At 38.3% G+C, this 12,081-nt stretch carries 13 protein-coding genes; 3 read left to right on the forward strand and 10 right to left on the reverse strand.

The features are described from left to right. Positions 1-36: 36 nt before the first annotated feature. The gene (gene glcD / locus CCY99_RS03720; RefSeq protein WP_112060066.1) at positions 37-1,410 is read right to left on the reverse strand and encodes a glycolate oxidase subunit GlcD; all 1,374 of its coding nucleotides are present in this window, start codon (positions 1,408-1,410) and stop codon (positions 37-39) included. Between the two features lie 16 nt (positions 1,411-1,426). Beyond that, positions 1,427-2,155, reverse strand: a complete 729-nt coding sequence (locus tag CCY99_RS03725) for a plasminogen-binding N-terminal domain-containing protein (RefSeq protein ID WP_112060067.1) — start codon at positions 2,153-2,155, stop codon at positions 1,427-1,429. Between the two features lie 74 nt (positions 2,156-2,229). Between CCY99_RS03725 and CCY99_RS03730 the strand changes: the two genes are divergently transcribed. Together CCY99_RS03730 and rny are read left to right on the forward strand one after the other, a co-directional pair. Beyond that, positions 2,230-2,910 carry a 5-formyltetrahydrofolate cyclo-ligase gene (locus tag CCY99_RS03730; RefSeq protein ID WP_112060068.1) on the forward strand — a complete coding sequence of 227 codons (681 nt, stop codon included), beginning with the start codon at positions 2,230-2,232 and terminating at the stop codon, positions 2,908-2,910. After that, positions 2,792-4,351: a ribonuclease Y gene (gene rny, locus CCY99_RS03735; RefSeq protein ID WP_112060069.1), complete on the forward strand. Its 1,560-nt coding sequence runs from the start codon at positions 2,792-2,794 to the stop codon at positions 4,349-4,351. The genes CCY99_RS03730 and rny overlap by 119 nt, the downstream gene beginning before the upstream one ends. A 71-nt stretch (positions 4,352-4,422) precedes the next feature. Here rny and CCY99_RS03740 read toward each other — a convergent pair whose 3' ends face one another. Continuing rightward, positions 4,423-4,836, reverse strand: a complete 414-nt coding sequence (locus CCY99_RS03740) for a superinfection immunity protein (RefSeq protein ID WP_112060070.1) — start codon at positions 4,834-4,836, stop codon at positions 4,423-4,425. Positions 4,837-5,245: 409 nt separating this feature from the next. Between CCY99_RS03740 and CCY99_RS09525 the strand changes: the two genes are divergently transcribed. Next, positions 5,246-5,410 carry a hypothetical protein gene (locus tag CCY99_RS09525; protein ID WP_181646825.1) on the forward strand — a complete coding sequence of 55 codons (165 nt, stop codon included), beginning with the start codon at positions 5,246-5,248 and terminating at the stop codon, positions 5,408-5,410. 54 nt (positions 5,411-5,464) lie between these two features. Here the strand turns inward: CCY99_RS09525 and CCY99_RS03745 are convergent, their stop codons facing one another. From CCY99_RS03745 to CCY99_RS03775, 7 genes are all read right to left on the reverse strand, one after another. Continuing rightward, on the reverse strand, positions 5,465-5,959 hold the full coding sequence (locus tag CCY99_RS03745) for a flavodoxin (RefSeq protein WP_112060071.1): 495 nt from the start codon (positions 5,957-5,959) through the stop codon (positions 5,465-5,467). Positions 5,960-6,363: 404 nt separating this feature from the next. Next, positions 6,364-7,227 carry an aldo/keto reductase gene (locus CCY99_RS03750; protein WP_112060117.1) on the reverse strand — a complete coding sequence of 288 codons (864 nt, stop codon included), beginning with the start codon at positions 7,225-7,227 and terminating at the stop codon, positions 6,364-6,366. 239 nt (positions 7,228-7,466) lie between these two features. Beyond that, complete coding sequence (locus CCY99_RS03755) at positions 7,467-8,108, reverse strand: flavodoxin family protein (RefSeq protein ID WP_112060072.1); 642 nt, start codon at positions 8,106-8,108, stop codon at positions 7,467-7,469. 36 nt (positions 8,109-8,144) lie between these two features. Then, positions 8,145-8,639 carry a cupin domain-containing protein gene (locus CCY99_RS03760; protein WP_112060073.1) on the reverse strand — a complete coding sequence of 165 codons (495 nt, stop codon included), beginning with the start codon at positions 8,637-8,639 and terminating at the stop codon, positions 8,145-8,147. A gap of 33 nt (positions 8,640-8,672) precedes the next feature. Further along, on the reverse strand, positions 8,673-9,356 hold the full coding sequence (locus CCY99_RS03765; RefSeq protein ID WP_258443320.1) for an NAD(P)H-binding protein: 684 nt from the start codon (positions 9,354-9,356) through the stop codon (positions 8,673-8,675). 12 nt (positions 9,357-9,368) lie between these two features. Beyond that, positions 9,369-10,502 (reverse strand): SDR family oxidoreductase, encoded by a 1,134-nt coding sequence (locus tag CCY99_RS03770; protein WP_112060074.1) that lies wholly within the window; start codon positions 10,500-10,502, stop codon positions 9,369-9,371. A 131-nt stretch (positions 10,503-10,633) separates the two neighbouring features. Next, the gene (locus tag CCY99_RS03775) at positions 10,634-11,923 is read right to left on the reverse strand and encodes an MFS transporter (protein ID WP_112060075.1); all 1,290 of its coding nucleotides are present in this window, start codon (positions 11,921-11,923) and stop codon (positions 10,634-10,636) included. Positions 11,924-12,081 lie beyond the last annotated feature (158 nt).

Consider the following 12,081-nt stretch of genomic DNA (forward strand, 5'->3'; position numbering starts at 1 on the left):
AATCTCTTGGAATCTTATATTCTCAAGGCTAGAAACTTATAGCCCCATTTTGCCGGGGTTTAGGATATTATTTGGGTCAAATGCCCTTTTTATAGAGCGGAAAAGCTCCATTTCTGCCTTGCTAAATGCTAGATTCATAAAAGGTGCTTTAGATAGCCCTATGCCGTGCTCCCCACTTAGCGTGCCTCCAAGCTCAATCGTGGCTTTGAAAATCTCTGTGATTGCCTTGTGTCCTATTTCAAGCTGGGCGGCATTCTCTCCATCTATCATCACATTTGTATGCACATTGCCATCGCCAGTATGCCCGAAGCACGGCACAACCACATTATATTTTTTCGCAATTTCGCTAATTTTTGCTAGTAAATCCGGTAGCGAAGCCCGTGGCACGGTAATATCTTCATTTAGCTTTTTAGAACCATAAATATTTATGCACTGGCTTACATTCCGCCTTGCAAACCAAATATCCTCCGCCTCCTTGGCATTTTTAGCAACTTTAAACTCCTTGCAAGAGTTCTCCCTAAAAATCCGCTCAATCTGCTCTAATTGATAATCTATCTCGCTAGGAAGATTCCCATCAACTTCCGTTATCAAAATCGCTCCAGCCTCCACCGGCAAACCTTTTTTGTATTTCTCCTCCACTGCTTTTATGCTTAGATTATCTAAAAACTCCATTGCCACGGGCGTTACACCGCTTGACATCGTTTGATAAACCGCCTCCATAGCCGAATTTATCGAATCAAAAATCCCCAACGCCGATTGCTTCAATTTGGGCTTGGAGAGCAACTTTAAAGTTATCTCCGTAATCACCGCCAAAGTCCCCTCACTAGCGATTAAAATTCCCATTGTGTTATACCCAGCGACATCTTTTATGGTCTTTTTCCCAGCACGGATTATCTCGCCATTTGGCAACACCGCTCGAAGTGCCATTACGAAGTCTCGCGTAATGCCGTATTTTGCCGCACGCATTCCTCCGGCATTCTCGCTCACATTACCGCCAATTGTGCTGTAGTCCTGACTTGCGGGGTCTGGCGGATAGAATAGCCCCTCGCTCTCAACGGCATTTTGCAAGTGCTTATTTACCACGGCTGGTTGCACTCGAGCTATCATATTTTTTTTATCGATTTCTAGGATTTTATTTAGGTGCTTTTCAAGTGCTAGAATGACCCCCGCTTCTTTTGGCAAAGCCCCACCGGTAAAGCCACTCCCAGCTCCCCTTGGGGTAATTGGGATTTTATGTTCGTTGCAATATTTTAGGATTTGAGAAATATCGCTCTCACTTCGTGGGAAAACCACGCAACTAGGCTTATATCGCTCCCTTGTGGCATCATAACAATAGGCGTTCAAATGTGCTTCATCATCGAAATAATTCTCCGCTCCCACGATTGTTGCTAAATGTTTAAAATCTGGCATTTTGGCTCCTTAAAGGTCATTTATTTGCCTTATTTTGAGATTCTATAAGATTCTTATAATAGCTATTGTAATCTTGCATTTTTTCTATATTAAATAGCTCATTTATAGTTTCATCGCTTAGTCGCGTAAAAAATGGTCTTTTCTGTGTGGAATCTTTAAGCGATATAGAATCTTTTGCTATAACTTTGAAACTTTGGCAATCTAGTATAGAAACATCATTTTCTTGTGCAATAAAAATCAATCCTACATTAAATTTATCACAAAATCTTTTAAAATCATTGATATTTGGCATATTTTCGTCATTGTCTGCTAGATAAGATACAAAAATATCAGCGTGAATAAAATCAATATTTTTATTGCTATCTAAAATATCTTGGTATGTGCTTTGATTTGGTGCAATTATAGTCGCCCTATCATATAAGATTCTAAATATTATCTTATCTCCTTCCTGTGGGATTCCTAAAGGAGTGGGCATATATCGCTCTTTCATCGCTTCAAATGGTGTTACTTTCAAACTAGCTATGCCCTCATCATCTATACTATCTACGATGGCATTTCCTAGTATAAATTCATTGTCTTTTATTTCTCGTGTGATTATTCCACTTTCACCAACTTTTAGATTAAGAGCTGGAATCTTTAGAGTTTGGCTATCTTGCTTTGGTATTGTAATAATCAATCTACTTTCTATTTGAGCAGACATTAGGGGAATATAGAGCATTAGTAATATATAAAATATCTTTTTCAAAAAAAATCCTAGTATAAAAATTAAAACATTGCTATTATAACAAACAAAATATTTCAACAATAATAAAAAAACCTATGAAACATTTAAAAAAAAATTTTAGAAAACTTGCAAAAGAGCGACTTTTTTCGTTAGATAAAAAAAAGCAGATTTTTAGTGATAAAAAGATTTGCAAAATAATAGAAAATGAAATACATAAAAGAAATGCGAAAAATATCCTTATTTACTTACCTATGAAACACGAAGTAGATATATTTCCGCTTATAAAATCGCTTCGTAAAATCAAAAAAATCAATCTTTTTACGCCTTTTATAGTAAATGATACTTTTAAAATTGTCCCTTTTAGGCTACCATTAAGAAAAAATAAATACAATATTTGCGAATCTTATAATTCAACATTTATAAATTTTAATAAAATAGATTTAGCAATAGTGCCTATTTTGGGTATTGATATTTATTTTGGGCGAGTTGGTTTTGGTAGGGGAATGTATGATAGATTCTACGCTAATCTTAAAGCAAAACCTTTTAATATTTTTGTTAGCAGAATCTTAAATTTTGCTAATGTTAGAATCACCGATAATTATGATATTGTTGGTGATATGGTAATAGCAAATTACACTAGAACAAGAAGAGGAAATTATGACTTTATTGATAATTCTTGGGTTTATACTAAGTGGGGTATTTTCAGGTGCTTTAGTATATCTTATAACAAGAAGAGTTTATGTATCAAAGCAAAATATTGCAATAGAACAAGCTAAAATTAAAGCTACGGCGATAGAAAAAGAAGCTGAAATAAAATTTCAAAATCAAAAGATAAAACTAAAAGAAGAAGAAATCGAATTAAGAAAAAAATACGAAAAAGAAACATATAAATTATTTAAAGAATTCGAGGAAAAAACCTTACATTTAGAAAAAAAAGAGATTGTATTAGAGCAGAAAATACAGAAATTAGATGAGGAAAAAAAGTCCATCTCAATAGAGCGAAACGAGCTTATTCGCTCACAGAACACTATTGATGAATTAAAGCATAAATATAAAGAAAAGCAAAATGCCCTAGTTGCTGCACTTACAAATTATACTTCTTTATCTCTTGATGAAGCAAAAAGTATGCTTTTAGTGCATCTAGAAGATAATCTAAAGATTGAAAAGGCGAATCTAATCCGCCGATACGAACAAGAGGCAAAGGAAGATTCTAAGCGAAAAGCAAACTATATAATCGCACTTGCAACTTCTCGCTACGCAGGGGAATATAGTGCCGAGAAGCTCATAAATGTCGTAAATCTCCCAGATGATGATATGAAAGGTCGCATTATCGGCAAGGACGGACGAAATATCAAAACACTTGAAATGATAACTGGGGTTGATATACTAATCGATGATACGCCAAATACTATAACCCTAAGTAGTTTCAATCTATATCGTCGTGCAATAGCGTTAAATACGATAAATCTACTTATAGAAGATGGCAGAATCCACCCAGCTAGAATTGAAGAAATATATAAAAAATGCGAAAGTGAAATGGAGCAAAATATCCTAAGCGAGGGAGAAAATGTAATTTTAGACTTAGGACTTGGATATATGCAAACAGAACTAAAAAAATTAATTGGCAAGATGAAATATAGGGCTAGTTTCGGTCAAAATGCACTTTTCCACTCCATCGAGGTCGCACATTTATCTGGGCTTATTGCAGGGGAATTAGATGGTGATGAGGTTTTAGCAAAAAGAGCGGGATTATTGCATGACATTGGCAAGGCATTGACGCACGAAATGGGCGGAAATCATGTAAGCATAGGATATGATTTGGCACGAAAATACAAAGAGCATCCCGTTGTTGCAAATGCAATTCTAGCTCATCACGGAAACGAAGAACCAAAAAGTATTGAAGCAGCGGCTGTTTGTGCTGCTGATGCCATATCTGGAGCTCGTCCGGGTGCTAGGCGAGAAGTGTTAGAGAATTTCCTAAAACGAGTGCAGAATCTAGAAAAAATCGCTACAAATAAACTTGGAGTAAAACAAGCATATGCGATAAATGCGGGACGAGAGATACGAATAATAGTTAAATCTGACCAAATAGATGACAAAGAAGCAATTATTATGGCAAGAGATATTGCCAAAGAAATCGAGTTAAACTTGCAATATCCCGGCGAAATAAAAGTCAATGTAATCCGCGAAGTTCGTGCCACACAATACGCAAGATAGCGACGAGAGAGCGGAATATTTCGACGACATTAACCTTTATTTTCCTGAGATTCTAAAATCTTAGGAATTATCTAAGCAAGGGCGAAATTACTATTTTCGTCCCTCATACTCCACACTAAAGCCACAATCCAGCCGATAATACTCCAACCAGCAATTAAATTAAGCCCTATAATGTAGTTCTGCTTACTATGTCCTTTTATCGTCGCTATCAATGAAGGAATGATATAAATAAGCCCAGCAATAACAATAATCATAAATTCAACATATGGAATCGCCGATATAGAGCGAACTACATCATAAAACATATTTTCCAATCTATATTCAAGCATCCAAAAAAATTGTGCAATACCAACTGCCGAGCTATGAAGAGTAGAATCTCTAAAAATCATATATTCAAAAACATCATCAAAAACAATCGCAAATATAACTCCTGTAACAATCAAACCAAGAAATAAAATTAAAATAACTTTTAATGATTTAGCCATTTTATTGCTCCTAAATTAATTTATATGATTTTATATTTTATGGCTTAAAAATCACTTAAATATTACTAAGTTTTTCTTTTGTAGTTCCCTTATAAGCGAAAAAATACAGAATCTAAAATAATAGAAATCAATATTATTTAAAGCCAAATTTTATTGCTATAAAATAACATTAAACAATCAAGATTCCCTAAAATCATAGAATCTAATATTTATTAAATAATCAATAAAATCCAAGAATCTAAATAGAATCCAAATCTTATAAGATTCCCAAAATCAATCACTTAAGATTCTATAAATCCAGCTATTTGGAGAGGAAACTCGATTCATTCATTTACTAGAAATTTGCCATGCTCGTTTTATGGGAATATTTGCTTTCAAGGAAGCTAATTCTTTATGGCGATTACAAAATATGAGAGCAAACCTTAGCTTTGACAAGGAAAATGTGTTTTACAGAAACTTTGCTTCGCTTGTTTTACAGGAAACTTCGCTACGCTTGTTTTCAAAAACATACAACATAGCTTCGTATAAAACGAATAGAAGCGAGTTTCCTAGCTACAGCGTAAATTTAGTGTAAAATAAGGTGTAGCCAAGTTTTCTTGCCAAATTTGCGAAGCAATAAATTTCTTTACTAAATCCCAATATTTAGGCTTTTTAGCCATTTTTCAATATCATTTTCGCTAATCCAGCCGCCCAAAATACCGCCATTTTTAAAACTCGCCTTGCAAGTTTTTTCTAAGACTTTTTGGGTCTCGCCCATTCCGCTTCCGCCTGATGTGGCAAATAGCACGACCTTTTTAGTGCTAAAATCGCCACTTTCCAAAAAAGTTTGGATAATCCTAGGGGCGACATACCACCAAATAGGGAATCCCAGCACAATCACATCATATGGATTCACATCAATAGAATTTGCGATTTTAGGGCGTGAATTTGGGTCTTTCATCTCCACGCTACTGCGACTTTTCTCATTATGCCAGTTTAGGTCATTTGCGCTGTAAATCGCCTCTGGGATAATCTCGTGCAAATCTGCATTTATCCCCTTTTTGTTTATGGCTTGGGCGATGGATTGTGCTACTTTTTTTGTAACGCCGCTTGCTGAAAAGTATGCTACTAGAATGTTACTCATTTTTTTCTCCTTTTTTTATTTTTTGATTTCTGTTTAGTTCAACTTAATATGGGCGTCGTCTTTTACGCGCTTTTTCACAATCTCCCCTATCGGCAGCCCTTTTAGGCTAGCCTTAGGGGAGATTGCAAAAAATCATCGTAAAATACTTCCGCTCTAGGCATTTTGGAATCTCCCAGTCTAGCTGCAAATTTCAAGGCGAAATTTCTCAATGATTCGATGCGAATCCACATGCTAAATTCCGCCGATTTGAAATCTGCAAAACGCCCACATTTGCCTTAGATTTGCGGTGTTGCTTTGGGCGATTTTAGTGCTGGTGGCTAAGAATAAGACTTTGGACGACGCCACCAGCACTAAAATCGCCCGAATGAATACCCAAAGCTGAGAAATTCAAAACAACACACCAACTATAATTTTCCCTTATGTGCGTTGATTAACCACTTCACCGCCTCCGGATCTTGGTGGCTTAAAAACAGCGATTTATTCGTATCCATCGCCCTTATAGTCGCCATATCGCTAGAATCTAGCGTAAAGTCAAACACATCAAAATTCTCCTCCATTCTAGCTTTCCTCGTGGTCTTTGGAATCACCACAATATCTCGTTGTATGAGCCATCTAAGTATCACTTGCGCCACGGTTTTATTATATTTCGCACCGATTTTTGATAGAGTTGGATTTTTAAACATATCATTTCGCCCCTCAGCAAAACTCGCCCATGACTGCGTTGCAATCTTATATTCATTTAGTATTTTTTGCGCCTCGTGCTGCTGTAAAAATGGATGAGTTTCAATTTGATTTATCGCCGGAATTACCTCGTTATTTAGGCAGAAATCTACGATTCTATCCGGGTAAAAATTACTCACACCAATTGCACGGATTTTCCCCTCTTTATAGAGCTTACTCATCGCTCGCCACGCCCCATAAACATCGCCAAATGGCTGGTGGATAAGGTATAAATCTAGGTAGTCTAAGCCCAGCTTTTTTAGCTGAGTATCAAACGCCTTGAATGCGTCCTTTTCATTCATATGCGAAATCCAAAGCTTAGTAGTGATGAATAAATCCTCTCTTTTCACGCCGCCTTTTATCGCACTCTTTATCGCCGCTCCCACTGCCTCTTCGTTAAAATACGCCTGAGCGGTGTCAATGCTGCGATAGCCCACGCTGATTGCGTCCTCTACGCACCTCTGGCACTCTTTTAAGTCCTCAATTTGATACACACCAAAGCCTAAAATTGGCATTTTCACGCCGTTATTGAATGTTACGAATTTCATTTTTTCTCCTTTTGAATTTGATTTCGTAAGCGAATCTTGTCCGCTTGATTTTCCGCTTGACTTGCCACTTGCTTTGTTTTCACTCGCAAAAAGTGGGCTAAGCCCAGCCACACTCGCCATTCCCATTACCCCAGCGAATCTCGCTGTATTTTTCATAAAATTTCGCCGTTTAGATTCCATGCTTCTCCTTTAAATTTGTTTGATTCCCGCCCACCGCCCTTTTTCGCTTAGAATTTCGCCTAGATTCCATCTCGTATAAAATTTGTATAAATGACTTCCTCTTGCTCTGGGGGCAAGATTCCAGCATTTTTAGCCGCCTCTTTGCATTTTAAAAGATAGGCAAAATTCCTAGCCAAAAAGCGTAAGTTTTGCATACCCTCCAAATCTTTCACAACCTCATCTGGCGAATTGCCATGAACCATATTCCAGTATCGCCCAGATACCACTGGCATTTGGGTTATTTGAAAGTATTTATTTAGCTGGTCTATCGTGGTAGTCGCACCAGCACGCCTTGCAGAGACAATCGCTGTGGCTGGTTTATGCTCGAAGCAATTTCGCGCCCCCATATGATTTACCAAAAATACCCTATGTAAAAACGGCACGACGCCCCCACTCGCCCCAGCATAATGCACTGGTGAGCCGATAACATAGCCGTCAAATCCCATAGCAAATTCTAAAAATTCATTGACCTTGTCCTCAATAATGCATTTTTGTAGCTTGGCACACGAATAACACGCCCTGCAAGGTGCTACTGGCTCTTTGCCGATGTGATAAATCTCACTCTCCACGCCCTCGCTTTTAAAAACCTCGCTCATGTGGCTAAGGGCGGTAAATGTAGAGCCTTTTTTATTTGGTGAGCCATTGATTAGTAAAACTTTCATTTTTTCTCCTTTTAAATTAAATTTAGAATCTAGATTCTATTTATTTGGCTGTTTTGTTGCCTCTTTTAGTGCTTGTTTGTATTCCTCATCGCTCACTTTTTCAAGCCAAATGGTTTTGTTATCATTTGAATCCATTATCGCCAAATGTGCCATCCAAGTAGTCGCTCCCCCAGCGTGAAAATGCTTTTCGTTTGGGTTTATTTTGACAATATCGCCGGGCTCAATTATCCGTGCCTTGCCTCCCCAGCTCTTGTAGATTCCGCTTCCGGCAGTTACCACGAGTGCTTGACCTTTGGTGTGATAATGCCAGTCAGTTCTAGCGCAAGGCTCAAAAGTTACATTTGCAATGCTTACTTTTCGCCCACTATCTCCGTCATCTAGGCTATTTAGATAGGTTATCCCGGTAAAAAACTTGCCATATGGATTGACCTCCCCAGCACTAAAAGGCTGCTTAAAATCCTTTACATCATTTGCCATTAAAATTCCTCCCAGTAGCGTAAATATCGCTATGCTTGATATAATTTTTCTCATTTTTTCTCCTTTAATTTTAGATTCCCAAAATCGCTATTTTGGATTTATCCCTAGGCTTTGGCGGATTCCAAAATCCTCAAAAATACATCGCCGAACCAAATCTGCAATGGATTTACGCGAGATTCTAGCCTCAGGGTTTTTAAATGCCTCGCCCTTGTAGGTAACCTCGTAATTTATCTCATTCTCACTGCTAAACCAGCCCGGGCGGATAATCGTATAATCCAGCGTGGAATCTTCAATAATTTTGGCAGATTCCACATAGCTTTTTGGTGGGGAAAAGCTCCGCCCAGCCTCGCCATAAATGCCATAGCTAGTTATCCAAACTAGCCTTTTTACGCCAACTTCATTCATCGCTTGAATAAGCGTTTTTGCCATTATTTCTAGCTCTCCGGCAAGTCCGGCATAGACTGCATCTACGCCTTTTAGAGCATTTTTAAGGTCGGCTAGATTCCTCGCATCACCCTCAAAAATCTCAATGTTTTGTGCCTTGTATCGCTCTAATTTACTTGCATTGCGTGAGAAAAGTCGCAAATTCACGCCATTTTTATTAAGCGCATTTATCACATACTCCCCCAAGCTCCCACTCGCACCTAAGACTAGAATCCGCATATTTTTCACCTCATTTGTATTTTTCGCCATATTTTCACTGGCATTTATAAGACTTAAACCGCCAAAAATCCCAAGAATCCAAATTATTTTAAATGCATTTTTTAACATTTTATTCCTCCCTTACCTCGCGTCAAACGCACTTCCAGCGGAATCTGCAAAGTCCATTGCCACTCCAGCGTAGCTTTGCGTGGATTCCATTTCCTCTTTTACCCATTCAAGCTTATTTCTCGCACTTTTATACGCTGAATCGCTCATAAATAGGCTAAATGGTGGCTTTTCCATGCGTGAGATTTTGAAAATCACTTCGCCAAATTTAGCTGGATTCCCAGCTTGTTTGCCGTTGTAGCTTTTTGTGCGGCTCAAAAACGCCTCGCGACGCTTATCATAGTCGCTAATCGCCCTATCGCCTAGCCGCAAACTCTCGCCTACAAATTCCGTCCTAAATCCGCCGGGCATTACATTTATGGTGTGGATTCCAAATGGGGCTAAGTCCAGCAAAAGCCCCTCGCTAAGGGCAGATAGGGCAAATTTACTCATGCAATATGGCGTGGAGACGCTAGAAGCGCGGAATCCGCCAATAGAGCTTATGTTAAAGATTCTAGCCCTTATATTATTCTGGCTCCCTCCCTCGCTTAGAGCTTGTGGGCGCATAATTTTCAAGGCATTTTGAGTAAGGATAAATGGTGCAAAAACATTCACCTCAAATTGTGCCCTTAAATCCTCCTCACTCACTTCCTCAACAAAGCCCAAAAGCCCATACCCAGCGTTATTTACAAGATTATCAATCCGCCCAAATTTTTCTCTAATCGCCTCTAAGTTCGCTTTCATATTAGATTCCATATTTTTGTCAAATTTAAGCTCTAATGGCAAGAAATTCTCACTCTCCGCACCTAATTTGGCGATGATATTTTTTAGATTCCTTGAAGTTCCAGCGACTTTATCGCCCTTTGAAAGTGCGTATTTTGCTAGCTCCAAGCCAAAGCCTCCGCTTGCTGCGGTGATATACCAAGTTTGCTGCATATTTTTTCCTTTTTGTAAATCTGTGGAATCTTGCGAAGTCGCGTTTGGATTCGCTTTTTTATTCGTGCGTGGATTCACATTTGAATCCGCGTTTTGATTCTTATCTTTCGCGTTTGAATTTGTGTGTGGATTTCTATCTTTAGCGTTTGAATCTGCCCACGCTTGACTTACTACGCCACTTCCTAATATCAAGATTCCGCCACCTAGATTTTTTAAAAATTTTCGTCGTTTCATATAAATCTCCTTTTTGATTTGATTTCGCAGTAGCTAAGCTATTCCTAAAGTTATTGCCTTTTTGTTGTATCCGCCCACCACCTTTTATGTGTGAATCTCACGCTTTATAGAATCTAAATTCCCAAGCCGCACTATTTACCTTTTTCATAGTTTTTCCCTAAAAAATACCCCAAGATTCCCCATATAAAGGAGATTCCAGCACCTACAAGCAAGACTAAAGAAATGCTAATTTTCGCCAACGCCCCCTCGACTTGTGCTCCCAACGCATCGCCTCCACGATAGACCACCGTGTCGAAAAAGTTTTTGACCTTGTATTTAGATTCCGAATCTAGTGGCACAAAGAGCATTTCTCGCCCCGGCTTTACCAAAGCATACTCCCCAACTCGCCTAATACTCATCACAATAACCATTGGTAAGAACGCTGGGTGCGTAAAAACAAGCACAACAAAGCCAACCCCAATGACAAATCCAAGTATGGATAAAAGCGATTTCAGCCCGAAAAACTGGGCGATTTTGGAAGTTAGAAAAATTTGGATTATAAAGCTTGATATTTGCACGATTAAATCGATATTTGCAAACGCCGCCACTCGCTCAGCTCGGCTGGTGAAGGTCGCTGTGATGATTCGCGCCTGCTCCATATATAAAAATGTGCTGACACTCGTAAGCAAAAGGATAAAGCCAAGCAAGGCTAGGAGGTATTTTGAGTGGATTATTAGCGAAAATCCTACGAATGGATTTTTCGAGCCAATGGGTTTGTTGAAACGCTCGATTTGAAGCTCTCTCTCTGCTCCCTCTAGCATTTGGGCGGATTCTTTGATGATTAGATTTTTTAGTATTATGGAGAGAACTAGTAATAACACGGAGATAAATAGAAAATTATTAATGCCAATTAGCTTATTTAACGCACTCACCGCCAATGCACCGCATACACTCCCCAAGCTCGCTCCAGCAGAGATAATGCCAAATAGCCGTTTGCTTCTATCTTTTGTGAAAATATCCGCGAGTAAGCTCCACGCCGTGCTAATTACAAACATATTAAACACACTCGCCCAGATGTAAAAAATCCGCGATAGGTTCAAATACCCAGCAGAATCTTCCTTTAAAATGCTTATTGCCACAAAAAAGCCGATGAGATTTAGTGCGAAAAATATATAAATACAATCTGTATATACCTTTCGCTTGACAATTCCGCTGATATTCATGGCTATAATTGAACCAAAAATCGTAGCGATAAATGTCCCTAAAAAGAGCCACTTTAGCTCATCGCTTCCGCCACTTAAGCCTAGAGCGTCGCGTATGGGGCGAAGCAAAGCGTAGCTTAAAAAAAGCGTGAAAATAAAAAGCACGGAGTAGATTAGGAGCTTTTTCTCGCCCTCTTCTAAGCTTAGACTTTTGTAGAATATTTTTGATAGTTTTAGCATTTTATCCCTTCTTTTGTTGATTGAAAGATTTGGATAGATTCTAAAATAAAATCAATTATTCTTAATAGAATAAAAATTAAAAAATTATTGCCTGATTCTCCAAAATATTTTAGATTTTAAGTAGCACTAAAATCCCAAAAAAGAATATTTATTCCATT

The sequence above is a fragment of the Helicobacter sp. 16-1353 genome (assembly GCF_003288815.1).
Classification (GTDB): domain Bacteria; phylum Campylobacterota; class Campylobacteria; order Campylobacterales; family Helicobacteraceae; genus NHYM01.